General features: G+C 50.5%; 24 protein-coding genes and 1 tRNA gene. 14 read left to right on the top strand and 11 right to left on the bottom strand.

All coding sequences use genetic code 11. The features are described from left to right. Nucleotides 1-209 precede the first annotated feature (209 nt). The 5 genes from K3G39_RS18425 to K3G39_RS18445 form a co-directional block, all read right to left on the bottom strand. Nucleotides 210-506, bottom strand: coding sequence for a hypothetical protein (locus K3G39_RS18425; protein ID WP_220627647.1), 297 nt, complete (start codon nucleotides 504-506; stop codon nucleotides 210-212). Between the two features lie 181 nt (nucleotides 507-687). Continuing rightward, entirely contained in the window at nucleotides 688-1,350 is a 663-nt protein-coding gene (locus K3G39_RS18430) for a YceI family protein (RefSeq protein ID WP_220627648.1), read from the bottom strand. 407 nt (nucleotides 1,351-1,757) lie between these two features. After that, nucleotides 1,758-2,168 carry a helix-turn-helix domain-containing protein gene (locus K3G39_RS18435; protein ID WP_220627649.1) on the bottom strand — a complete coding sequence of 137 codons (411 nt, stop codon included), beginning with the start codon at nucleotides 2,166-2,168 and terminating at the stop codon, nucleotides 1,758-1,760. A 458-nt stretch (nucleotides 2,169-2,626) separates the two neighbouring features. Beyond that, complete coding sequence (locus K3G39_RS18440) at nucleotides 2,627-3,277, bottom strand: YceI family protein (protein WP_220627650.1); 651 nt, start codon at nucleotides 3,275-3,277, stop codon at nucleotides 2,627-2,629. Between the two features lie 59 nt (nucleotides 3,278-3,336). Beyond that, nucleotides 3,337-3,792: a MarR family winged helix-turn-helix transcriptional regulator gene (locus K3G39_RS18445; protein ID WP_220627651.1), complete on the bottom strand. Its 456-nt coding sequence runs from the start codon at nucleotides 3,790-3,792 to the stop codon at nucleotides 3,337-3,339. A gap of 463 nt (nucleotides 3,793-4,255) precedes the next feature. Here K3G39_RS18445 and K3G39_RS18450 point away from each other — a divergent pair, with 463 nt between their 5' ends. From K3G39_RS18450 to K3G39_RS18460, 3 genes are all read left to right on the top strand, one after another. After that, nucleotides 4,256-5,263: a c-type cytochrome gene (locus K3G39_RS18450; RefSeq protein WP_220627652.1), complete on the top strand. Its 1,008-nt coding sequence runs from the start codon at nucleotides 4,256-4,258 to the stop codon at nucleotides 5,261-5,263. A 106-nt stretch (nucleotides 5,264-5,369) separates the two neighbouring features. Then, a complete protein-coding gene (locus tag K3G39_RS18455) occupies nucleotides 5,370-5,873 on the top strand; it encodes a methylated-DNA--[protein]-cysteine S-methyltransferase (RefSeq protein WP_220627653.1) in 504 nt (167 codons plus the stop codon). A gap of 98 nt (nucleotides 5,874-5,971) precedes the next feature. Further along, a complete protein-coding gene (locus K3G39_RS18460) occupies nucleotides 5,972-6,403 on the top strand; it encodes an RDD family protein (protein WP_220627654.1) in 432 nt (143 codons plus the stop codon). A gap of 23 nt (nucleotides 6,404-6,426) precedes the next feature. On the opposite strand, the gene K3G39_RS18465 is transcribed toward K3G39_RS18460, so the two are convergent. The 6 genes from K3G39_RS18465 to K3G39_RS18490 all read right to left on the bottom strand — a co-directional run bounded on the left by K3G39_RS18465 (nucleotide 6,427) and on the right by K3G39_RS18490 (nucleotide 12,430). Then, entirely contained in the window at nucleotides 6,427-6,987 is a 561-nt protein-coding gene (locus tag K3G39_RS18465) for a histidine phosphatase family protein (RefSeq protein ID WP_220627655.1), read from the bottom strand. A 211-nt stretch (nucleotides 6,988-7,198) separates the two neighbouring features. Next, on the bottom strand, nucleotides 7,199-10,084 hold the full coding sequence (locus K3G39_RS18470; RefSeq protein ID WP_220627656.1) for a tetratricopeptide repeat protein: 2,886 nt from the start codon (nucleotides 10,082-10,084) through the stop codon (nucleotides 7,199-7,201). A gap of 159 nt (nucleotides 10,085-10,243) precedes the next feature. Further along, the gene (locus K3G39_RS18475) at nucleotides 10,244-10,957 is read right to left on the bottom strand and encodes a phosphatase PAP2 family protein (protein ID WP_220627657.1); all 714 of its coding nucleotides are present in this window, start codon (nucleotides 10,955-10,957) and stop codon (nucleotides 10,244-10,246) included. Nucleotides 10,958-11,357: 400 nt separating this feature from the next. Beyond that, on the bottom strand, nucleotides 11,358-11,507 hold the full coding sequence (locus K3G39_RS18480) for a hypothetical protein (protein ID WP_220627658.1): 150 nt from the start codon (nucleotides 11,505-11,507) through the stop codon (nucleotides 11,358-11,360). A 10-nt stretch (nucleotides 11,508-11,517) separates the two neighbouring features. After that, nucleotides 11,518-11,599: transfer RNA gene (locus K3G39_RS18485), tRNA-Leu, on the bottom strand. A 123-nt stretch (nucleotides 11,600-11,722) separates the two neighbouring features. Beyond that, nucleotides 11,723-12,430 carry a phosphatase PAP2 family protein gene (locus tag K3G39_RS18490; protein ID WP_220627659.1) on the bottom strand — a complete coding sequence of 236 codons (708 nt, stop codon included), beginning with the start codon at nucleotides 12,428-12,430 and terminating at the stop codon, nucleotides 11,723-11,725. Nucleotides 12,431-12,522: 92 nt separating this feature from the next. On the opposite strand from K3G39_RS18490, the gene thpR reads away from it, so the two are divergent. The 11 genes from thpR to K3G39_RS18545 all read left to right on the top strand — a co-directional run bounded on the left by thpR (nucleotide 12,523) and on the right by K3G39_RS18545 (nucleotide 24,580). Continuing rightward, nucleotides 12,523-13,095, top strand: coding sequence for an RNA 2',3'-cyclic phosphodiesterase (thpR, locus tag K3G39_RS18495; protein ID WP_220627660.1), 573 nt, complete (start codon nucleotides 12,523-12,525; stop codon nucleotides 13,093-13,095). A 34-nt stretch (nucleotides 13,096-13,129) separates the two neighbouring features. Then, entirely contained in the window at nucleotides 13,130-13,621 is a 492-nt protein-coding gene (locus K3G39_RS18500) for a CinA family protein (protein ID WP_220627661.1), read from the top strand. 115 nt (nucleotides 13,622-13,736) lie between these two features. Continuing rightward, nucleotides 13,737-14,450 carry a class I SAM-dependent methyltransferase gene (locus K3G39_RS18505; protein ID WP_255594498.1) on the top strand — a complete coding sequence of 238 codons (714 nt, stop codon included), beginning with the start codon at nucleotides 13,737-13,739 and terminating at the stop codon, nucleotides 14,448-14,450. Nucleotides 14,451-14,508: 58 nt separating this feature from the next. Next, nucleotides 14,509-16,344, top strand: a complete 1,836-nt coding sequence (locus tag K3G39_RS18510) for a M61 family metallopeptidase (RefSeq protein ID WP_220627662.1) — start codon at nucleotides 14,509-14,511, stop codon at nucleotides 16,342-16,344. Between the two features lie 2 nt (nucleotides 16,345-16,346). Further along, the gene (locus K3G39_RS18515; protein WP_220627663.1) at nucleotides 16,347-16,850 is read left to right on the top strand and encodes a hypothetical protein; all 504 of its coding nucleotides are present in this window, start codon (nucleotides 16,347-16,349) and stop codon (nucleotides 16,848-16,850) included. A gap of 106 nt (nucleotides 16,851-16,956) precedes the next feature. Then, nucleotides 16,957-17,607 carry a hypothetical protein gene (locus K3G39_RS18520; RefSeq protein WP_370627285.1) on the top strand — a complete coding sequence of 217 codons (651 nt, stop codon included), beginning with the start codon at nucleotides 16,957-16,959 and terminating at the stop codon, nucleotides 17,605-17,607. Nucleotides 17,608-17,766: 159 nt separating this feature from the next. Further along, on the top strand, nucleotides 17,767-18,783 hold the full coding sequence (locus K3G39_RS18525) for an MBL fold metallo-hydrolase (RefSeq protein ID WP_255594499.1): 1,017 nt from the start codon (nucleotides 17,767-17,769) through the stop codon (nucleotides 18,781-18,783). Between the two features lie 50 nt (nucleotides 18,784-18,833). Next, nucleotides 18,834-20,285: a sodium:solute symporter gene (locus tag K3G39_RS18530; protein WP_220627665.1), complete on the top strand. Its 1,452-nt coding sequence runs from the start codon at nucleotides 18,834-18,836 to the stop codon at nucleotides 20,283-20,285. A 186-nt stretch (nucleotides 20,286-20,471) separates the two neighbouring features. Further along, a complete protein-coding gene (locus tag K3G39_RS18535; RefSeq protein ID WP_220627666.1) occupies nucleotides 20,472-22,292 on the top strand; it encodes an ABC transporter ATP-binding protein in 1,821 nt (606 codons plus the stop codon). A 782-nt stretch (nucleotides 22,293-23,074) separates the two neighbouring features. Continuing rightward, nucleotides 23,075-23,599 carry a hypothetical protein gene (locus K3G39_RS18540; protein WP_220627667.1) on the top strand — a complete coding sequence of 175 codons (525 nt, stop codon included), beginning with the start codon at nucleotides 23,075-23,077 and terminating at the stop codon, nucleotides 23,597-23,599. A gap of 102 nt (nucleotides 23,600-23,701) precedes the next feature. Next, nucleotides 23,702-24,580 carry a DUF2911 domain-containing protein gene (locus K3G39_RS18545; RefSeq protein WP_220627668.1) on the top strand — a complete coding sequence of 293 codons (879 nt, stop codon included), beginning with the start codon at nucleotides 23,702-23,704 and terminating at the stop codon, nucleotides 24,578-24,580. The last annotated feature ends 247 nt before the right edge of the window (nucleotides 24,581-24,827 follow it).

Below are 24,827 nucleotides of genomic sequence, written 5' to 3' on the forward strand. Positions count from 1 at the left end.
GCACCCTGTTTTAAGCTTGTAGAGTATGGCGCCTACTATTTTACTGGCTGCCACATGGAGCCTGGGACCGCGTTTGCCAACACTTAGTTGTGGCACGATCCATTTATTTATGCTATCTTCACTTAAGACTTCCATTGGATTAGGACTTGGTGAGCAAATGTTTTCGCAAATACTTTTACCAACCTAATTCTTTGGAGGTTCTTAAAACCCTAAACAGCTTCATAAAGTAAAACGGCACTTACTATAAGATTTAAAGTGGAAATGTATGCTGGTACAGAATTCTCAGAATCTAAATCAAATTTACTTACAATTAACAGTAATCGGTCACTAACAAACTTAGGGCTTTGGCTCGTAATCGTAAAATAACTTGAAATCCAAGGAATATTAGGTTCAACTACAAGCATACTAAATATACAAATTCCTAATACTGTGATTACAGTTACCAGTACCGTCTTAAATATTAATTTAGCTGGTAATCTATATCCTAATAGAATTTCACCCTCCATAGAGCTAATGGATTTATCATTTTTAAAAGTGCCAAATATAACCGAAACCTAATTGATTCTTACTTATTCCTACATTCCCATATATTATAAAGTCCCTATAGAAACAGTGCTTCTTAAATAAAAAAACCCTCTCCTGTTTATAAGAGAGGGTTTATATTGAATTTTCTGACAGAAAAGACAATTACTTCTTTGCCGTGATATCCAGGCTTACTGTGAAGTTATCATCGATTACTTTGTCGCCCAGGTCATCAAAGAAGCTCTTAGAGCCGTAACGAACGTCATATTTGGCGCGGTCAACGATCACATCGGCTTTCGCAGTAGCATTACCGTTCTCAACGTTAACTGTAGCCGGGAAGCTTACCGGGTTGGTTTTGCCTTTAATAGTCAGGTCACCTTCTACATTATAGTTTGGCTGGCCGGCAGCGGCGTCAGCGATCGGGCTGATGCTGTTGATTTTAAAGTTAGCCGTCGGGTGCTGCTCAACGCCAAAGAAGTCGTCAGACTTCAGGTGACCTACCAGGTCAGCATTGTACTTGGCATCTGTTAAGTCGGTGTTGGTGATAGAGGCCATGTCGATGGTAAACTCACCACCTACTAACTGGCCTTCAGCTACTACCAGTTCGCCACCCTGCAGGCTGATGTTACCAGAGTGCTCGCCACCTACTTTTTTACCATTCCAGGTCAGTTGGCTTGCAGACGGATCTACGGCATAAGCCTCACCCTCTGCTGCAACAGGAGCTTCTGTAGCTACGGCAGTTGTGTTCTCAGTTGCGGTGTTGCTGTCGGTGCAGGCAGTAAAGAAAAGCGCTGCGGCCATAGAAGCAAAGATTGCTGTCTTTTTCATGTAATTCTGATTTAGATAATGATAGTTTTCGAATTTGATTTGCAAATTTAATGTATATACATTTATTGTACAAACATGTTTATCTTTATTTTTGGTTCCATCACAATAATATCTGGTTGTTGCAAATCAAGGAAGACAGTTAACTGCTAAAGAATCTTCTCATCTACCTTATTGATAAATCAGAATCATGCCCTGCACATCATTTTATCATTGCCGCTGCAATTCAGGTTGTCAGACTTTATATGTCAGTAGGCTTCTTAAAAGGTATAGCGCGAGAAAACACGTGAGGGTGAATAAAAAAAGCCACTATACAGTTATACCTGTAAGTGGCTCTTGGATAATCCTGTAATAAATGCCTTGTTTATCTGCTCCCAGACAAAACAATCAATATACTTTAAGTAACCGGCTCATTCGCCGGAGTGTTGGTTTTTGAGCATTCTTTCCAATAACTCGTTCTTTTCCCGCTCACTTTTAAGGAGCGCATCATAGAGCTCCACTATCTTTTCTATGGGATTGAAGGTACATTGATCAAAATATCCATTGTTACCTGCAGTAGAATTATCATGCAATGTTTGAACATTGAAGATAGCCCCCTCTTCGGAAAAATTCTCAATAGCCTCTGTAGTCACACCAAGTGCTTTGGCTATCTTTTCAAGTGTTGCCTTATCCATATCCTCTTCCTGCTCAATTCGGGAGATGTTCTGCTGGGTGGTTCCCAGTTCACTGGCAAGCGAAGCCTGCTTTACGCCAAGGGCCGTACGCATTCTACGGACATGATCGCCCAGATGAATGGGCCGTTTTCTTGCTGCTGTTTCCATGATTTGAATGTACGCATATTTTATAAATAAATCAAGTATAATTGCGAGTATTTTACAATTAACTACTTGTTTATCATACACTTACTAAAATGCTTTACTTAGCAGGTTGCGCATTTGATTTTATGCTCGCAATACCTCTCACATCCTATTATTCTCCTGAAATGCAGTAGATTACACTGGATTATCAACGCCGCCGAGTCACTTCCAGCACGCACTGCCGTCATGCTCTTACAGGCACTGCCCTGAAAGCCTCTTGTATGCCCGAGGTCATTCCATACTGCGCGTCGCTGCTGGCAGCCTCAAAGGCCACATGTCATCTGTTTCAAAAGCAAGTCAACCCACTCCAAAAAGCAACAAAACGACCAGAAACATAATATGCTGTTTCTGGTCGCTTGTTGCAAAGGCTAATGCATTCCTGTGTAACGGAGCGGCTTTGCGAAGGGATCCTGCGCTGAATGCTATTGCTTTGCCTTCACATTCAGGCTTACCGTGAACTCATCATAGATCGCTTTGTCGCCCAGGTTTTCAAAGAAGTTGCTGGAGCGGTAGCGGATATCGTATTTGGTGCGGTCTACTGTCACATCAGCTTTGGCTGTGGCTACGCCGTCTTTCACAGTGATAATGGCCGGGAAGCTTACCGGGTTCGTGATGCCTTTGATGGTCAGGTTGCCTTTTACGTTGTAGTTCGGCTGGCCTGCGGCGGCTTTGGCGATCGGAATAGCTTCGGTGATCACGAAAGAACCGCTTGGGTACTTTTCTACACCAAAGAAATCATCCGACTTCAGGTGACCCACCAGTTTGCCGTTCATGCCAGCATCTTTGATGTCTTCCACCGTGATCGAACTCATATCAAACTCGAAGGAGCCGCCCGTCACACGGTTTTTGTCCACCGTCAGCTGACCGCTTTTCAGGGAAATTTTGCCATAGTGCTCACCAGTCACTTTTTTGGCGTTCCAGTTTACCTCGCTGGCAGCCGTCTCAACAGCAAAAGTACGTCCCTTGGCAGGAGCAGCTATTTCTGTTGCGTTCCGATCTGTGTTAGAGGTGCCGGTAAAGGCAGATAGCATCAGCGCAGCTGCAAGCGATGCCAGAATAGCGGTTTTTTTCATGTGATAAATGATTGATTTTGAGTAGTTGGATGGTTTATTTTTAAAATGGTTTAATGGTCTCAACTGTTTTTCCGCACTTTATCCAACAGCCTGCTCAGCTCAAGGGCCTCCTCGTCTGACAGGTTGGTGATACCTGTTCCCTTTCCTCCCTCCAGTTCATCCATCTGCCTGAGCAGGTCCAGGCCTTTCTCAGTGATCAGCACATCGACCGTGCGCCGGTCCTTTGGGCACTGCTGGCGGGAGACCAGCTCTTTTGCCACCAGCTTATCGACGATGCGGGAAGCGTTGGAGGTCTTGTCGAGCATACGCTCTATCAGCATGCTAACGGTAGCGGGCCTGGGGTATTGTCCGCGCAGGATACGTAAAATATTGTATTGCGGCAAACTTACGCCAAATGGTTTGAAGTGCGCACTTTGCTGCTGCTCTACCCAACCGGCAGTATATACCAGGTTAATATACGCTTTCTGGTGCAGACTCCTGAATACCGGCTGCTTGATTTCTTCTTCTATCTGCATAGTATGTTGTTTCGTTTTTGGTCTTTAGATGGCATTAACCCATCTCTACTGAAAATTGGCCGGATCAAGACTCACAGTATCAAAGCAGGACCCTATACCCATAGATTTGCTGGCCCCTCGAAGCCGACTGTCATCACCACCCCTTTCAAAAGGGGACCCTTTATATAATAATGTACCCCTAAAAGGGTTAAACACGATTTATCCCTGCAACTCAACTACATAACAGCAGCGGCCTATAGCTCCAGACAATGAGGTGACTGCAAATATATGTACATACATTTAATACAGCAACATAGTTCAGCATTATACTTAAATAATTTCAGCTTTTACATTCTGAAGAAAACGCTGCACTAAAAATAGGCTTTCCTTGCTTAAAAATAGCTTGTTTATAATAATATTTATTTTAAATATTACGGTCCATAGTCAATATCGAACCTTTACCCTAATCCTAAACATCTCTCATATGAAAAAAGCATTTAGAATCATCGGTATGCTCTTCGTGGTGCTGGTGGCAATTGCAGCGGCCGGGGTGGTATACCTGCGCTATACCTTCCCGAAGGTGGATGCGGCACCCGCCATTACCATCCAGAAATCACCGGAACTGATTGAACGGGGAGCCTACCTGGCTAACCATGTGGCGGTTTGCATCGACTGCCACTCCACCCGCGACTTCTCCCGCTTTTCAGGTCCGGTTGTGCCCGGCACGGAAGGCAAAGGGGGCGATGTTTTTGATCATTCCATGGGCTTTCCGGGTGTTTTTTATGCCCGCAACATCACTTCCGACACGGAGACAGGTATAGGCAGTTGGACCGACGGCGAGGTATACCGCGCTTTCACGACAGGGGTTAGCCGCAACGGGGATCCGCTCTTCCCGGTGATGCCTTATAAGTCCTATGCCAGCATGACCACCAACGATGCCTATGCCATCATCTCCTACATTCGCTCCCTTAACCCGATCAAGTACCAGGTGCCCGAGTCAAAGCCTGACTTCCCGATGAACCTGATTCTGCGTACCATCCCCTCGGGCAAGCCAAATCCAACTGATGAACACACGTTGCAGGATGAACTGGTGCGCGGCAAGTACCTGCTTACCATAGCAGCCTGCGCCGAATGCCATACGCCACAAGATAAAGGAGCACCCATCGAAGGAAAATACCTGGCCGGCGGATTTGAGTTTAAATTCCCGAACGGAGCCGTGTTGCGCTCTTCCAACATCACGCCCGACAAGCAGACAGGTATAGGCAACTGGACAGAAGAGGCTTTTGTGCAACGTTTCAAAAACTACGAGGCTCCCGAGGCGACAGCCGCAAAGTTAGCGCCGGACGCCTTCAATACTATTATGCCCTGGGCCATGTATGCCGGTATGGAAGAAGCCGACCTGAAGGCAATCTACAAATACCTGATGACGGTGGAGGGGAATGCCAACAAGGTTGAGCGCTTTAGCCCGCCGACTGCAGTAGCCAGTAAGTAAGCGCAATTCTATACCTATAGCGCACGTTTGCTGTCACTTCTTTCAGAAGTCGGATGGCAAACGTGCGTTTGTATTGCTATATTTGAGGTATAGCCAAACACAAAACATGGAAAGCAAAACCTACATCAGCTATATGCAGTCGCCGCTCGGCCTGCTCCGGATTGGCGGTACCAAACAAGGCATAACAGAAGTAAACTTTTGTGAAAAGGACGCCGTGCCGGCTGAGCAGACGCATGAAATGCCCGTTTGTATCAGCGATTGTGTGCAGCAGCTGGAGGAATATTTTGCGGGGAAACGGCATGATTTTGACTTAGCGCTGGCACCTGCGGGTACAACTTTCCAGAAACAGGTATGGCAGGAACTGCAAGGTATACCGCACGGCAAAACCACCAGCTACCTGGCCGTGTCGAGGGCAGTGTCGGGTGAGAAGGCAATTCGTGCTGTGGGGGCCGCTAACGGTCGCAACCCGATCTGCATAATTGTGCCCTGCCACCGGGTAATCGGCAGCGACGGAAGCCTGACGGGCTATGCCGGAGGCCTGTGGCGAAAAGAGTGGCTACTACGTCATGAAGGAGCACTGAGAACCGCTGCACAGATATCCCCCTTTTAAAAGTTCAAATAATAACTAATAAACTGCAACATACTTACAAGTACGAAGGTATAAAGTAAAAGCACCCTGTGTTAAGGTGCTTTTACGTGTTATTACCTATGCAATTGTCTTATCAGAAAGCAAAACCACACCTGCTCGAAGCTCAGATGGGAGCCCGAGTGCTTGCTTTTTTCCTGGACACATTTTTCCTGTTGTCCACTATCGGGCTAATCGAATACTTTACTTTCAGCAGCAATGAAGAGGCTTTGGTTTTTAAGTCAGAACGCCTACTGCACCTGCTGATGGGTTGGCTATACTTTGCAGGTACTGAAAGCGGCGCCTGGCAAGGCTCTCTAGGCAAACAGTTCTTGGGACTTCGCGTTGTGGGTTTTTGCGGCGACCGCATCTCATTCCGACGCGCCAGCCTCCGTTATCTACTCAGGCCAATCAGCATTTTTGTGTTGCTCACGCAGGCATTGACAGGCACAAGAGTTGCCTCTCATACCCGCCTGCTCCACGACCGCATCTGCAAAACCAGGGTATTGTCTTAAAGCCTAGGCCCCAAATTCAAAGCCTAGGCCCCGAATTCAGTTACCTCTACACTAGCCGTACTGTCCGGGCGAACGGTCAGTTTAAACAGATAGCGGTACTGGCTGTCAGCAATTTCCTCGAAAGGTTTTTCAGCCCCAAACGCTTCGATGATCGGCAAAAGCGTATTGGAATGACCGGCTACAACAATTGTCTGTCCGCGATGCTCCTGCAGGATACGCGTTTTAAGCCCCTCGAAATCGTGCCCTTCGTACTGCACCACCTCTATGTTACGCTCTCTGGCCAATGGATAAAGCGTCTGTCCGGTACGCATGTATTTAGTGGCATACAAAGCGTCCACTTCCTGCCCTTCTAAGAAAGCCCGCAAGGCTTCTGCCCGTGCATGCCCCGCTTCTGTCAGTTCCGGATCTTCGTTGGAAGCTTCAGTGGTATCCTTTTCGGCATGGCGCACCAGGTATACGGTAGTCACTTCAGTAGCAGTCTCAATCTCCTCGATCTGCTGATCGGAAGTGGCTGTATTGGAATTGCAGGCGCTGAAAATGCTTAAAAACAAAAGCAATGAACTGAGTCGGAAGAGGTTTTTCATGCGTTAAGATTTAGATCGTGATAAGGTTTAGAGCTAGAAAGTTAAGAAGTTAAACGGAATAATACACCCTGATTATTGGTGGATGAGTATTAAGCAGGTTACAATTTCTCAGGCTGAATCACACCCTTGCTTGAGCTGCTCTCAGGATTTAGATATTTTCGCAAATACCAGGTTCAATCACTTCAAAGGCAGAAACAATACACCCAGATTTCTACAACTTATACCCCAACTCTAGCCCTTCTGACAGCAAACGCTCAGCCTGGCTGTTTTTACCTTGCTGGTACAACAGGTTGACCAAGCTCTGGCGGGCGGCATACAGGTATGGGTTCTCACGGAGGGCAGCTTCGTAGGCTTTCCGGGCGCGCTTTGGTTCTTTCTCTGCTTCCCATACCTTGCCGGAGGCGAACAGAAATTCGGCCAGTTCCGCAGGCGTGTGTTGTACGGGCTGCTTTTTGAGTTCTTCCTGCGCCTTGCCGGCATCACCTAGCCCGGCGTATACCCTGGCCAATAAAGCAGCTTCGCTGCGGGCGCGCAATTTCCCGTTGCTGATAGGCGCCAGCAATTGCTGTGCAGCAGCTTTGTCTCCCAGTTGTAACTGCCAGTTGGCCATGCGCACCATATAGCCCGGGCGCGGTGTACCTGCCGCAGTGAGGATGCGCTGCGCTTCTGCAAGGGTGGCAATGGCTTCGGCATATTTGCCTTGCGTAGCCAGTACCTCGGCATACTGCTGACGTAGTTCATAGTGCTGCGGCTTGCGGGCTACCAGTGCTGCCAATGTACGCTCTGCCTCCTGTGATGGCGCGGCCGTACCGCGCAGCCAGCTGGTATAGGCCTGTGCCTCGTCACGACGGTCCCGCAAATAAGTAGAGATGGTCGGGGCTTCCTGTACGTAGCGCTCCCCTACTGCAATGGCCTCCAAAAGACGACCGTAATCCGCATACATTTCCCGGAAAGCCTGGTTGATGCGGGCGCGGGTCAACAGATCATCTTCCAGCAAGAGGGCCTGCTCATAACGCATCTGTTGCTCCTGCACAGCGCGACGGACCGACAATTGTCCGGCCCTGCGTCGGGCTTCAAACAAATCTGCCTCAGCGGTATAGATCGGCGCATAATCCTTGTTTACTTTCTGAGCACGCAGCAGCCACTGTTGTGCTTCGTCGAAAGCCAGTTGTCGTTGCTTCAGACCGGCATAGGCCAGCAGGGCAGGCTGGTAGCTGGCATCCCAGGTTAGGGCCGAGTCGAGTAGCGCGGCCGCTCTCGGATAGTTTTGTGCCCGGGTCTCGCGCTCGGCCAGGTTCAGGTATACCTGTGCCCAGTTACTGGCCATCGCCTGTTTGTCGCCGGCCAGGTAAGCTTCCTGCCGCTTCACCAGCTTATCCAGGAAGGTATACAGCTCCGGATCTTTCGCCTTCAGGTCGCTCGTGGTATTAATGGACTTGTGATTGAGCGGATGCACTTTCACGGGCTCAAAATAGGCCGGATAGGTCTGGGCCAGGTATTCGTGCTCGTTGTTGGCCGAGTAATAATCGAGCGTACGGCCCTCTTTCATGGCATTGTGGTAGAGGCGACGCACAGCCCGGTTTTCAGCATCCGTAAATACCCGCCCATGGAACAGGTGCACGTACTCATGCAGCACCACATTACGCTCCAGGTAAGCTCCCCTGATGACGTATTCAATGGCGGCGGCTCCGCTTCCTACTCCCCGGATGTCCATCCACTGGCGATTATCGAAGGTGGTGGCCTGGCGGAAATAAGGCGAATTCATGGCAATGGCCAGATCGGTGTGCAGCGGCGGAATTACGAATTTCTCTCCCTGGCGTGACAGAAAAGGAAAATAAACCGTGCTGGCGTATAGCTGCGACCAAACCATTTTCTTCACCGTCTCACCCGGATAATAAGTTACATCCGGAAACACACGGGCAAAGTTAACAGGGTCTTTGATTCCGGTTTGCCGGATCACCTGTGAGAGTGAATCGTAGGCAGCCAGGTATACGAGTTGTTTTTGCTTGATAACAGCGGCCAGGGCATTGTGCGCCGGACCGTAGTGTTTTTTGTTGCGGAGGATGCGTTGAAAGATCACTTCAGCCGAATCGAGGCGTGGCTGGCGCGGCAGGTCGAAGGCCATGTAATAGGCAGAGCCGCGCAGCATGTCGGGCAATACCGAAGCCGGGTAAGTTTGCTGCACTTTCCGGATCTCAGCCAAGGCTTCCTGCAGTTTGTTTTGAGAAATCAGCTGATTAGCAGGTTGGAGAGCTTTTCTTACGGCTTCGTCTTCCGGCTGGGCATAATCAGCATAGGTGAGGTTGGTATGGCCATTGCCCCAGTGCCAGTGCGTGACATAGTGCAGGGGATTGAGTGCCAGTACCAGCTCCCACTGCGCGGCCATGGCGTTGAGTTGGGTGGCATCTACCCGGCGCCAGATGGCATAGCCGTAGTTGAAGCGGGCGTCCGCATCAAATGGGTTGAGGGTCAGGCTTCTGACAAGTGGTTTCTCGGCCTCTTCCGGCTTTTGGTCCCAGAAAAGCACATCCGACTCCAGCAGATAGGCAGCGGCATTATTTGGATTCCAGCGCTGCACTTTCAGGGCCTGAGCCAGTGCCTCGTTATACTTTTTCTGCAGCATCAGGATGCGCCCCACCAGCAAGGTGGCTTCCTCATCTTTCGGATTGAGACGAAGCAGTTTTTGGACAGTAGCCAGCGCCTCCTTTAATTCCCAAGCCTGCATCTGTAGCTGACTCTGGAGTAGCAAAGCTGCTCTGCTGGCAGGTTCCTGTTTCAGCACCTGATTAACCAGTACTTCTGCAGCATGATATTCGTGCCGCAGCATGGCTAGTCTGGCTTTGACTAAGTTAATCCCAGGTGAAGCCGTACTAGATTTGAGCAGCGCCTCAGCCTCCTGCCACATACCTAAGTCCAGCATGCGGTTTGCCCGCTCAGGCAACGGCCTTCTACCTGGCTCACGCAAAGTGCTTCGTTCTTTCTCCAACCTGGCTTTCACCTCGGCTATCTGGTCGGGCTGCTGGGCGAGGGCAGGTATAGCAGGTATAGCAAAGAGCAGCAAGGTATAGCCAAGACAGGCAATCAGGAGGCGCGGCATAGTTTCTGTTTTAGAAGGGCGGTTGACAACTCTAAATTAAGCCGCCTGATGCTGAAGACAAAGGGATTTGAGAAATTGTTGTTTGTTAAGTGGTTAAATTGATTGAAGTATGGCTGCAAGTGGCAGGTCTTTGGTAGAATAAGTTGTGACTTATACCTGTTAACTATACCTGTCAGGATTTTCAACTCCCGGGCTTCCTACCTTAAAATACCACCTCTCCAGTTTTTTCATCAAATAGATAGCGAGCAGGAGCCAAAGGATGCCCATGGCGTACCCGGCCAGTACATCGGTGGCGTAATGCACGTTTAGGTAAATGCGGCTATACCCGATGAGGAGAAGTAAAATCAGGAGAAGCAACACACAGCTCTTCCGCCAAAGCGGATCTTTCACTTCGCGCCACACAATATAAATGAGTAGTCCGTAGAAGGAGCTGCCGATCATGGCGTGTCCGCTGGGAAAGCTGAGGCCCGACTGCTCGAGCATAGCCGTCACAGGCCGGGGCCGTTCGAAAACCCGCTTGAGCAATTGGTTGAACATGGTGCTGGTAAAGGCAATCACCAGAACTTTCAGGGCATACCAGCGCAAATATTGAAACCAGGACATGACCAGCACGATGAGCGCCGGGGCGACCAGCAGGTAGTCGGCGGAGGCGAAAAAAGAGAAAAAGCGCATTAAACGGGTCATTCCATCAGAACGGTGCGTTGCGGCATAAAGAAACAGGGCATTATCGAGGGCGGAATCCTGCTGAATGAACACCTCCCGGGTCATGTAACTGAACACAAAAAGACAGGCAAAAAAAGCCAGCGCCACCAGCACCGCCTCCGCCGATAGCAGCGCCAGTAAAGCCAGAAGTCGCTTGGTAAGGCCTTTCATGTCGTGCACATTTTGCCTCCTTTACGAACAATTGCGGTTTTGGTGTGGATTGGGTGGGTGATCTACCCCAAACAGGAAGGGGACTTTCAGCTATTGCTGCTTTCTTTCAGGTATAAGAAGCATTGCTGTAACTGTCATATTTCACTGATAGGTATAGTAAGACTAACTTGCCCCTCAAGCTATGAAACAAATCTCCTGTATCAGGCCCACCATTACGACACTCCACTGTTGGGGGTGAAGGGGTCCCCCTGTCAAGAGCGTTCAGCGAGTGGGGGTAGGGGTTCTCGATTTGGAGGGTCTTGACTTTTTTGCCTACTGGGGGTAGGGGCCCTCTATTTTTTTCTCAATAAAAAAAGTGAGGCCCGCCGTACAGGCGAAGCTATACCTGTAATTGCAGTTGCTAGAAAGCAAAAGATCTATACCTGGCTATACCAATCACAAGCAAGGACGCTCGCGCCATACGCACTACCACACCAGCAAACACTTTAGAAAAATTACTCCAGAAAGGTATAAAAACAAAAAAGCCGGCTTTGCAGCCGGCTTTTTCCATTTTGGATTAGTGCGCACGGGGAGAGTCGAACTCCCACGCCCGAAGGCACAGGCTTCTGAGACCTGCACGTCTACCAGTTCCGCCACGTGCGCGCTGGTAATAATCAAAATGTAATTCCCAAAACCCTTTAACCCTTGTTGATTGGGATTGCAAAGGTATAACAGAAATTATTATCTGCAATAGCCCACCCGAAAAAAAATTCCGCTCACTCAAATTCACTCCTCTTCCACTACCGGGGCAATCTCTTTGCGGGTATATTTTTCGATGCGGCGCAGCAGCCAGATGCCGAGGATAACCCACAGAATACCAGCAGCAAAACCCGCCACTACATCAGTTGCATAGTGCACGCGTAGGTAAATCCGGCTGAATCCGATGAGCAAAATAAAAATGACGAGCAGGGCCACTAAAAAATTTCTGAGGGGCTTCGATTCCACATGCTTCCAGGTCAGGTAAATAATCAGACTGTAGAACGAGGCGGCAATCATGGAGTGCCCGCTCGGAAAGCTCAGGCCCGAGGCATCGACCAGGGGCATTTCAGGGCGCTGCCTGTCGAAAAAGAATTTAAGCACCAGGTTAAGCGAGATACTGCCCAGCGCCACCACCGGCACTTTGAGCGAATACCACTTATGCCGCCGCACAAACAGGAAATAAGCAATGAGCAGCAGACCGGCCGCCGTCATGAAGTGGCGGGAAGCAAAAAAGGTGATGAACTCGATGAATTGCGTAAAACCGGTGCTCTGCAAATCGGCGGCTACAGAAAAGGCCGCCTCATCGAACTTAATCGGGCCGGATGCCTCTACCACCTGGGCGCTCACATAAAGAAAGATCACCACGCAGGCCAGAAAAACCACCATCACAAAAATCAGCTCGAGGGTGAATAAGGCAAAGCCAGCGGCCAGCTTTTTGTAGAAATTTCGTATCATGAAATCATGGGAATTGGTTCGAGTACAGGCTAAGTATACGCCCGACCTGTTATTACGTATGCCAAGCCATACAAGTATAAATAAGACAGCGCATGGGCCAAACCACCAGACTATTTATTGCAGCGCCGCTTCCTGACGAACTGAAAGCGTATTTTGTAGAACAGGCCGGCAGGTATAAGAGCGATGCCCTGCGACAGGTGCCCACAGAAAACCTGCACCTGACGCTTTACTTTATCGGTAATGTTCCGGCCAGTCAGTTGCCCGCCATACAGGATGTGACCGCTCACCTGACACGGCAGTTTACCCCCTTCACCTTGCAGCTGGAGGCGATAGAACCTGGTCCCAAACCCCGCTCGCCACGTCTGATCTGGGCTCGCTTTAGAAGCCATGATGCTTTTGCCCAACTGAGTGGCAGCCTCACACAGGCGCTTTCAACTGAGCCGCCTCTTCACCGTGAGCCCAAACCGCACGTCACGCTTGCCCGTTTTCGCAAAGACCGCCCGGTGCCGCATTCCCTCCAATCGTTCTACCCGGACACCCCCCTTGCGCTGCAGGTGAACGAGATAGCAGTCTGGCATTCAGAACTAGGATCACCCCACCCCCACTACAGCATTTTGCAGCGCTACCCCCTGACAGGTAACCACGCGGAGGGTAAAACAGTATGAGAATCACCCCTTATTTGAAGAAGATAAAAACACTATGACCCAAACCGAGCTTACCGAACTGACCATGCTGCTGAAAGATAATGGCCTGACCGTTGCTTTTGCCGAAAGCTGCACGGCCGGCATGCTGTCATCTGAACTGGTAAAAGCCAAAGGCAGTAGCGATGTGCTGATCGGCAGCCTGGTGGTATACCATGTTGAAGCCAAGAAAAAACTGCTGGGCGTAAAACAGGACACGCTGGACCTCTATACTGCCGAATCGCAGCAGGTAACCAATGAAATGGTGATGGGTCTAAAAAAAGCGCTGAACGCCGATATCAGCGTCGCTACCACAGGTCTTACCGGCGCAGGAGGCTCCGAAACTTCTGAAAAGCCGGTAGGTACTATTTTCGTTTCTTTTCTGTATGATGGGAAAGCCGAGGAGTTCCGGGAGGTGTTCAAGGGCAACAGCCTAAGCCTGCTCAAACAGTTTACCGAATACGTACTCGATAAACTTAAAGGGATTGTGCAGGAGCATTATACCCGTTAATCTTTACGACGGATGATGAGGATTTCTCCATTTTGTCATTTCGAACACAAGTGAGAAATCTGGCGTGAAAATAGCACGCTACCCCTCACTTCAATTAACTTTGAACACACCCAGGATGGAAGCAGCTAAAACCTTTATCCATCCTCGCCTCAGATTTCTCCCGCTGGCCGAAATGACAAACTACCTGAGCAACACCAATTTCGATCGCATTGCCCCGGTCTACGATGGCCTTTCGCGGCTGGTCTTCGGTAATGCGCTGCGGAAGGCGCAGACAGAACATTTGTCACTTATTCCGCAACACGCCAAGGTACTGCTGATCGGAGGTGGTTCCGGCTGGCTGCTGGAGCAGTTACTGAAGCAACGGCCCTTCGTGGAAGTCACTTACCTGGAAGTATCAGCTACCATGCTGCAACTGGCCCGGCAACGCATTTGCCAACAACCTGCCCTGGCACATTCCTCAGTAGACTTTCGCTTAGGTGATGAGAGCAGCCTGCAGCCCGACGAAACATTTGACGTTATGCTCACCCCTTTTCTACTCGACCTTTTTCCAGACGAGCGCTTGCTATACCTGATAGACCGGTTATGCGCCGCATTACGTCCAGAGGGGCGCTGGCTGTTCAGCGATTTCTGGCCGACTCAAACACCTATACCTGCCTGGCAGCGTCTGCTGCTCAAGAGTATGTACACCTTTTTTGGTTTAGTGAGCGATGTAAAGGCGTCCGGTCTTCCCGACTTTGGTGAGCACTTTGCCCGGAAACCGTTATCTCTGGAGACTTCTGCTGCATTTTATGGCGGTCTGGTACAGGCCAGATCTTACCGAAAAGTATAGCCACATTGCGCGATAGCTGTAAAATTCATACTTTTAGTGTCGAACCAAACACTCCCTTATGTCCATGAGACTTTTCGGCGCCCTATGTGCTGCCCTGTCGCTAACGTTTACGCCACTGCTGGCGCAGGGGCAGCAAGTTAGCTACCACCTCTCCTTCCCCAACGCCGTGCACCACGAGGCACAGATCAGCGTAACGTTTACAGGTATAAAAAGCGACACGCTGCAAGTGCTGATGCCCCGCAGTTCGCCGGGCAGGTACGCGCTGCACGAGTTCGCCAAAAATGTGTACAGCGTAAAAGCCACCGACAGCAAAGGACAGCAGCTGCCCGTCAGCAGAACCAGTCCGCACGAGTGGGCTGTGAGCGGACACCAGGGCGAAGTCACGCTGAGCTATACCTTGTTTGGCGACCACGCCGACGGCACCTATTCCGGCATCGACGAGACACACGCCCACCTGAACATGCCCGCTACCCTGATGTATGCCCGGGGCTTTGAACAAACACCTGCCCGCGTGACATTCCGGGTTCCGCAGGGAAGCAACTGGAAAGTGGCCACGCAGCTGCAGCCCCTCAACGATTCGACTTTCCAGGCTCCGAATTTTCAGTACCTGATGGACAGCCCGACAGAACTGAGCGATTTCTCTTTTGCTGAGTGGAAGGTGCAGGACGGCACCAAAAGCCAGACCATACAGGTTGCCATGCACCATCCAGCCACGCAGACTGCTTTCGACAGTTATGTGGCCAGCACCAAAAAGATTGTGGCAGAGCAGCAGGCCGTTTACGGAGATTTGCCCGATTTCGACTTTGGCCGCTATACCTTTATTGCCTGCTACATGCCCCAGGCAGTAGGCGATGGCATGGAACACCGCAACTCCACCATCCTGACCAGTTCAAGATCGCTTAACAACTTTACATCTGCCCTGCTGGGTACGGTCTCGCATGAGTTTTTCCATGCCTGGAATGTGGAGCGCCTGCGTCCTGCCACCCTGGAGCCGTTTGATTTTCAGCGGGCTAATATGACAGAAGCGCTTTGGCTGGCCGAGGGTTTTACAAGCTACTACGGCAACCTGACCATGCGCCGCAGCGGCATCTCTGACCTCAGAAAGTACAGCAGTAGTCTGGCTGGTGACCTGAATTATGTGCTGCTCTCGCCTGGCCGTCACTACAATAGTCTGGTGGAAATGAGCATGCAGGCTCCTTTTGTAGATGCAGCCCGCTCCGTGGATCCGCACAACCGTAACAACACTTTCATATCTTACTATACCTATGGCAGTGTGCTGGGCATGGGCCTCGACCTTACCCTGCGCCGTGATTTCAACACTACACTGGATAACTACATGCAGGCTCTCTGGCAGAAATATGGTCAGGCTGAAAAGCCCTATACCATGGCCGACCTGCAGCAAACCCTGGCTGAAGTCACAAAAGATACTGCCTGGGCAGCCGACTTCTTCAAACGACAGGTATTTGGCAGCGAACTGCCCGATTACGCCGCACTCCTGGCCGAAGCCGGGCTACAACTGCGCAAGGCCAACACCGGCAAAGCTACTCTAGGACCTGCCAATTTTGAGTTCAGCAAGCAAGGTGCAAAGCTCCTGAACGGCACCTACGTCACCTCTCCCCTCTATAAAGCCGGCATCAACCGCGGCGACGTCATCCTGACGATTAACGGGAAGAAAGTAACCAGCGAGAAGCAAATGGAGAAAATTCTGAACAAGCTCAAGCCAGCCCACAGCGTGCCTGTTACCTACCAGCGTTATGGTACAACCAGACAAACCACTCTGGTGATGGAAGAAGACCCCACGCTGGAGGTTGTAACCTTTGAGGAAACCGGCAAGGAGCTGACGCCTGCCATGCAGCAATTCAGACAAGCCTGGCTGGATACCCAGACCAAGTAGGTATGCAAGGTATAAACCTCAAGATCATCCTGCTGCATAGCCTGGTCGTGCTGCTGGCTGCTCATGCTTTTATTGCGCTGGGCTATATTTACGATGTGCCGCTGGCGGAGCTATACCTGGAAACAGGCAACCTGGGCAAATTTGAGACAAGCGCCAATACCTACCAGGTGAATTCTGAGCGGATCAGTAAGTTTATGCTCGTTCAGCGGTATGCGCCTTATGCCGGGGCACTGTTTGCCGTGGCGCTTTCATTTATCGCCCTGCGCAGGAAAAAGTTTGGCATGAAGCACACCCTGATCGTGCTGGTGATCGCGGCACTGCTGGCCTTTGGCGGGGTTTTAGAAATGTCGTTTCTCAGAGACATCCTTTTTGCTCCCGGCCGACTTGTTTCAGCATCGGTCATGACTGTTTATACCTTTAACTACCTGCTTTTGCTGGGCCTTAGCTTTTGGCTGGCGTTCCTGAGCAAACGTATACCTGGCCTGGAAAGCAAAAACAAGGTATAGCCACCAACAACAAAACAAGTGTATACCCGTTTGAAAAAAGACACCCGCTTGTTTCTGAAGCAATTGCGCTATAACTTAGTACCACATTCAACAGAGAGTTTTTCACGTGAAAATATTTTTAAGCACCATCCTGACCTGTAGCCTGCTTTTTGCCGGATCAGCCATGGCCCAGAGCGGCCAGAAAGCCAGTCTTGAGGCCGCGCCGTCCCCAACCCTGCAGGAACAGCCAAACCAGTCTGCTGCAGAGAGACCAACGAAATTTGAGATGCCGGCAAAGCGCCTCAGTTATAGTCTGGCTGCGGGAGCCAGTTTTGGCAGCGGTTTTGGCGCCACTTACCTCGAGCCAACTGTCCGATATCAGCTCAATCCGCGTTTGCGTGTGTTCAGCAGCCTGACCTATATGTCGGTGATGCCCGGACACTATACCGTGCCCACCACCGAAGGAGGTACCAGCATGATGCGCACCAGCGCCAGCAATCACTACATTGCGCACGTGGGGGCCGACTACCTGGTGAACGAACGCCTGATTTTGAGCGGCAGCGTATGGAAAGACTTCTCAAACATTCCGGCTCAGAACCCGGCTTACATGAATTTTATGAACCCGGGCCGTCAGGGAATGGACTTCCGGGCGACTTATAAAGTTACCGAACACTTTTCGGTGACAGGTGCCATGCGCTACTCCAATGGTGCCTCTCCGTTTCACAACTCCTACCACCCTCCGGTATCTGTGGGCCGAAGCGGAGGCTTCTGGTACTAGAATTCCGGCGTAGGATAAAATATTGCAAAGCGTCTTTTCTGAAAGGAGAAGGCGTTTTTTTAATGCCATCCGGCGTATATTAATTATTTCCCGGCACACGTTTCAACTTTCGGGTGCGTTATCGTGTTAATAATCGTTGAAAACAAGCTTATTCAGATTTTGAGGCAGAAGAACGAAACAGTAAGACATCTGAAAAACGACAAACTGGACGTAGTGAAACCAGATTTCCGTGGCAACAAGACCATTAACGGACAGTTTGTGAACGGCGGCGAGGTTTTTACGCCTAAACTAAGTAATGTGCTGCGCTGGAAAACCTCCCGCAACCCGCAGCGCGAAGAGAAAAAAGCCGACAACTACGTGCCCCCCGTTGTCTATGGCACCGACTTCATTAATTCGAAAGAAGATATGGTGGTCTGGCTCGGGCATGCTACCTTCCTGATCCGGGTAAACGGACTGACCATGATCACCGATCCGGTGTTTTACGACCTGCCCATGATCAAGCGTCGCATCGGGCTGCCCTGCGCCCCGGAGCAACTCACAGGGATAGACCTGGCCCTTTTCTCGCACGGCCACCGCGATCACCTCGACGAACGCTCCATTAAAACACTCTACCGCCAGAATCCGGACATGAAAGCCCTTGCCCCTTTGCATGCCGGCGATCTGCTTCGTAGTGCTGAGCCGCATTTGCCTTACCAGGAGGCGGGCTGGTACCAGAAATTCGACCTCACGCCGGAAGGTATAGAGATTTACTTTCTGCCAGCCTCGCACTGGCACCGCCGCGGCATGTTCGACATGAACAAAGTACTGTGGGGAAGTTTCCTGATCAAAACACCAACCATGCAGCTCTATTTTGCGGGCGACACAGGTTATAATGGTCATTTTGAAGAGATAGAAGCCTTGTTTGGTCCGATGGATGTGTGTGTGATGCCGGTGGGCGCCTACCGACCAAGCTTTCTGATGCAGAAGAGTCACCTGAATCCACATGAAGCGGTGCGGGCCTACAATGTGCTGCGCGGCGGCACTTTTATACCGATGCACTACGGCACTTTTGACCTCTCGGACGAGCCGGCGGGAGAGCCGGTGCGGCTGCTCGAGCAAATTGCCGCCTCAGGTATGATGCAAGGCCTGCGTATACCTGCCATCGGAGAGCAGGTGCTGCTGCGGGAATTGGTATAGCCCGAAAACCGGCAGGCTGTGCTATATTTGCAGCGTTTTCCACATTTCACATGTCTGCAACGCTTATCATCAGCCTGATCATCGGCTATTTCTGCATCCTGATTCTGATCTCTTTCCTGACGGGCAAGAGTACCGATTCCGACACCTTCTTTCTGGCCAACCGCAAATCGCCCTGGTACATCGTGGCCTTTGGCATGATCGGTGCGACCCTCTCAGGCGTGACTTTCGTGTCGGTGCCGGGCATGGTGCGTGATTTGCAGTTTACCTACATGCAGCTCTTACTGGGCTATATAGCGGGCTATTTTGTGATCGCTACGATCTTGTTGCCGCTTTACTATCGTCTCAATCTTGTCTCTATCTATACCTACCTGGACCAGCGCTTCGGGTTCTGGTCCTACAAAACCGGGGCAGCCTTCTTCCTGCTCTCACGCACGCTGGGTTCTGCCATCCGCCTTTTTCTGGTAGCGAGCGTGCTGCAACTGGCGGCATTCGATCAAATAGGCATTCCGTTTGCCGTCACAGTAGCCGTCACGATCCTGCTGATCTGGATCTATACCTTCCGGAGCGGCATGAAAACCATCATCTGGACCGATACTTTCCAGACTGCCGCCATGCTGACGGCGGTGGGAGTCAGCATCTGGGTGGTATCGGATGAGCTGAATCTGGGTTTCCAGGGGATGGTCGATACGATTTCGGCCAGCGAATACAGCACGATTTTTAACTGGGATTATAAGGAAGACACCTATTTCCTGAAGCAGTTTTTCGCGGGCGCTTTCATTACCATCGTCATGACCGGCCTGGACCAGGACATGATGCAGAAAAACCTGAGTTGCAAGAATATCGGCGAAGCGCAGAAAAACATGTTCTGGTTCACCGGAATTCTAACGGTGGTTATCGTGATGTTTCTTTCGCTGGGGGCTTTGCTATACCTGTACGCTTCCTCTAAAGGTATAACGCTGCCCGAGCGCGGCGATGACGTGTTTCCGTTTCTGGCCCTGAACCACTTCCCGCCTGTTGTAGGTATAGCGTTCATCCTGGGCATTATTGCCATCGCCTACGCCTCTGCCGATTCGGCGCTGACTTCCCTTACCACCTCCTTCTGCGTGGATTTTCTTAATTTCAAAGCGCGCAGCGAGCACGAGCGGGTACGGCTGCGGTACTTTGTGCACATCGGCTTTTCCTTACTGATTGGTCTGGTCATCATAGCCGTCAACGCCTTCAACAGCCAGAGTCTCATCGCCACGGTGCTGCAGGTGGCCGGCTATACCTACGGCCCGCTGCTGGGACTCTACAGCTTCGGTCTCTTTACCCGCCGCCCGGTGCGCGATCGTTTCGTGCCTGCTATCTGTATAGCCGCCCCGCTTATCACTTACATCATCAGCGCCAACTCCGCCGCCTGGTTTTATGGCTATAAGTTTGGTTTTGAGGTACTGATACTGAATGGGTTCCTGACCTTTGTGGGGTTATGGGCAGTGCCGCATAAAAGAGTGGTTCGTGTGTAGGGACAAGCAAATTAGAATCTTGCAATTCTATGGGTAGAGGGCCTCTTAAATCCTGTAAATCCCGATTCTGGCATTTATATCCTATACTTTGCTTACCTTTGAAAGATTTTTCGGGTACGTGGCATTTTTAGTGCTGCCTGGCTGTTATAGGCCAGCACCCCCTATCATAAAGTATAGAATTGATTAATGGCAAAACGCGGAATCGGGCTAAACGACAATACGCAGGAGAAAGAAGGCAGAAAGAAAATCAGCAAAGACAGCTTCCGTCGCGGTATCAGGATATTTAGCTACGTACTACCCTACAAGTTTAAATTCCTGGTCGGTCTGGGCTTTCTGGTACTTTCCAGCCTGACCTTCATGATCTTCCCGCTGCTCACCGGCAAGCTGGTCGACTCCTCCACCGGCAATGCCGACTGGTTCCTTGAAGACATCGACATGATTGCCCTTGGCCTTTTTGCCGTGATTCTGGCGCAGGGTATTTTCTCTTTTTTCCGGGTATACTTCTTTGCGCAGGTGAGCGAAAACGCCGTGGCTGACATACGCCGCGACCTTTACAGCAAGTTCATGATGCTGCCGATTCCTTTCTATGAAAAAAGGCGCGTAGGCGAGATCACCAGCCGCATCACCACCGACGTAGCGCAGGTACAGGATGCCATGTCGATTACGCTGGCCGAACTTTTCCGCCAGATCACCACGCTTTTGGTGGGTATCATCATCATTCTCTGGACTTCCATTAAACTGTCGATGTTCATGCTGGCGACCTTTCCGGTGCTGGTGGCGCTCACGCTGGTTTTTGGCCGCAAGATCAAGAGCCTCTCCAAGAAAACACAAGACGAACTGGCCAACACCAACGTCATCGTAGAAGAAACGCTGCAGGCGATCAACACCGTGAAAGCTTATACCAACGAAAACTTTGAGATCGGCCGCTACCGCCACTCGCTCAGCAAAGCCGTAAAAGCGGCCCTGTCGGCAGCCAATTACCGGGGTGCTTTCATTTCCTTTGTGATCGTAGGCCTGTTTGGCGGTATTATCCTCGTGATCTGGTACGGTGCAACGCTCGTGCAGAATGGTGATTTGACTATTGGGGAACTGATTTCCTTTATTATTTATACCGTATTCATCGGCGCCTCCGTGGGTGGTTTGGGTGAACTTTACGGCAAAATACAGTCAGCCTTGGGAGCAACCGAGCGCATCCAGGAAATCCTGGCCGAAACAGAAGAGCCAACCGATAAGAGCCTGCGTCCGCTGAGCGAAATCCCGCGTGTTCGTGGCGACATCAGTTATAACCAGGTGGCCTTCTCTTACCCTACCCGTCCGGACATTCAGGTGCTCCGCGATATCAATTTCAGCATACGTTCCGGTGAAAAGATTGCCCTCGTAGGCCCAAGCGGCGCCGGTAAGTCTACTATTGTGCAACTGTTGCTTCGTCTCTACGACGTAAGCCACGGCAGCATTACCGTCGACGGGCAGGACATCCGCCAGATGAGTCTGACTGAACTTCGAGCAAATGTGGGTATCGTGCCGCAGGAGGTACTGCTTTTTGGTGGTTCTATCCGCGAGAATATTGCTTACGGTCGTCCGGAGGCTACGGAAGAAGAAATCATAGCAGCAGCACGCAAAGCCAATGCCTACGACTTTATCTCGTCCTTCCCGGAAGGACTGGATACTTTGGTGGGCGAGCGCGGCATCAAGCTCTCCGGCGGTCAGCGCCAGCGCGTCGCCATCGCCCGCGCCATCCTGAAAAACCCGGCTATCCTCGTACTCGACGAAGCCACCAGCTCGCTTGACTCAGAGTCAGAACATTTGGTGCAGCAGGCCATGGATGAGCTGATGAAGAACCGAACCTCTATCGTGATAGCCCACCGCCTGAGTACCATCCGCAAAGTGGATAAGATTTTGGTGATCGATGGTGGGGAAATTGTTGAGGAAGGCTCACATGAGGTACTATCACTTAATGACAATGGGATTTATGCGAATCTGCTTAGGTTGCAGTTTGAAATGAGTTAAGAATTTATGCTGTAAGGTATACGAGCCCTGTTAGTGTTAAGCTGACAGGGCTCTTTTTGTTACGGGTATAGCTGCTGCAATTGCAGGTATAGCAGCCAAAATTGTTCCATTGCCTGCCCTGCCCGGGCGGACCTCACTTTTTTATCTTGACATAAAAATCGAGGGCCCCTAGCCCCAGTAGGCAAAAAAGTCAAGACCCTCCAAATCGAGGACCCCCTACCCCCACTCGCTGAACGCTCTTGACAGGGGGACCCCTTCACCCCCAACAGTGGAGTGTCAAAAAGTGTACCTGGCTCAAGTGATCTACTTCGTAGCTCAAGGGGCAAGTTAGTCTTGCTATACCTGCCAGTGGCTTGTGAATTCATACAGAAGCTACAGTTCCTATGCCTGTAAGATGGCAGCGGCAGACTCCTTCCCCTGTTTTGGGGGTAGGGGCCCTCGACAAAAGGGGAAGGCTGGGATGGGGTAACTCCCCTTCGAAGGGGATATCAATCGTTCGTGAGAATTCTGCAAATCCCTTAATCCTGACAATCCTGATTTCAACAAGTTATACCTCCGTTGCCCCAAGACATTCGCAGTTCTGAGAGGACGCTGCCAAGTCTACACTTTCTCTTCCAAATTTACCACTGCTGAGAATTTATGGAGCAGACCTCAATACAGAGGGCCAGACAGCTAACTTTATCGCTACCTATGCATACTTCCACATCCATATATCCTAATAAATCACTAATTTGCGGAGTATAAACGGTCTATACCTTCGCTAGTCGCTCCTGAACAACTTTATGCACACAACCAGCGCTTTCACCCGAGCCATTCTTTTCTGCTTGCTGCTTGTAATTAGCTTTTCGGCTTCGGCTCAGAACTACCGCGATACATTCAGGGCGCGCAATGCGGTGTATGCAGAATTAGGGGGAAATGGCGATTTACTTTCGGCTAACTACGACCGTATTGTGTACCAGAAGTCCATGCTAAAGGTGGCTTTTCGGATAGGTATCGCGAGCAACACATTCTTTTCCGCTGAGGAGCCGGGCTTTTATCCGGTTGTGCCTGTTGAGGCGCTGGGCATGATCGGGCGTTTTCAGAAGCACTTTGAATTTGGTTTGGGCTATACCCGCCGCTTTACCAACGAACCTGACCTTTTGCAGAACATGTACTTCAGCCGCATCGGTTTCCGGTATCAAAACCCGACAGGCGGCCTTGTGGTGCGGGTTGCCTTCACTCCTTTCCTGTCTACAGAAAGCAACATCAAGTCGCCGGGCGCTGCTTTTATACCCCGCTTTGGCTTAAGTGTGGGCCGAAGTTTTTAAGTCAACCTCAAAACTTATTCTGAAAGTAAAGGTTAAGGGAAATAACCAGCATTTTTGAGTATTTTCGAGTCGCAAACCATCAATTATCTTAAATATAGAACCATGAAAAAGATTTTATTCAGCATGCTACTGTCAGCGGCGCTACTAGGCGGTACAGCTGTAACAGTTCAGGCCCAGCAACAAGGCATCGCTATGCCAGCTGCCAGTCCACTATCTACCCTGACACAAGAGATCGGCCTTTCGAACGTAGCCGTGTCCTATTCCCGCCCATCCAAGAAAGGCCGCTCGGTATACGGTGGCGACATTGTGCCTTTTGGCAAGGTATGGCGCACAGGAGCCAACAACTCCACCACCTTGAAGTTTAGCGATGAAGTAACCATTCAGGGCAAAAAGGTGCCAGCCGGAGAGTACGCACTGCTGACTATACCTGCCCAGAACGAGTGGACGATCATCCTCTACAAAGACACCAAACTTGGCGGAAACGTGGCCCAGTATAAGCAGGAAAACGACCAGCTCCGTTTTACGGTAAAGCCGCAGACCAACCCGAGAACAGTAGAAACCTTCACGATCAACTTCGCGAACCTGAAGGCAAACTCAGCTGATCTGGAGATTCTGTGGGACAAGACAATTGCCAGTTTCACCATCGAGGCTGAAGTAGACAGCAAAGTGATGGCGCAGATTCAGGAGCGTGTGGTAAATGGAAAAGAAGTGTCTCCTGCTCTTTATGCCGCTGCCGCCAGCTACTACGCCGAGAACAACAAGGATATGAAGCAGGCGCTGGAATGGATGAAAAAAGCCAACGCCAATGACCCTAAATTCTGGAACCTGCACGCTCAGGCCAAAATCCAGGCGAAAATGAAAGACTACAAAGGCGCCGTGAAAACCGCCGAGCAGTCAATCGAACTCGCTAAGAAGGCAAGCAACGACGACTATGTGCGTATGAATGAGAAAGCCATTGCCGAGTGGAAGAAAATGAAGTAGGCTATACCTGCCCGCTTTTTACCGAAAGCCTCTGCTCTGGCAGGGGCTTTCCTTTTTAAGAAATCTGCTGGAAATAAAGCCACCTTTCCCTTCAATCCGTTTATTTAAGCGTATTTTACCGCGACCGTAGGAGAATCCGGAAGTATGGCTTACGCGCAACTATATCCGAATCTCTACATGCTGTCGGGATGACGGATAGGATTGATTGGGGTCGTCGGCTCCCTTTTACATTACCTTTAAGATTATA

Source organism: Pontibacter sp. HSC-14F20 (assembly GCF_019599265.1).
GTDB lineage: Bacteria > Bacteroidota > Bacteroidia > Cytophagales > Hymenobacteraceae > Pontibacter.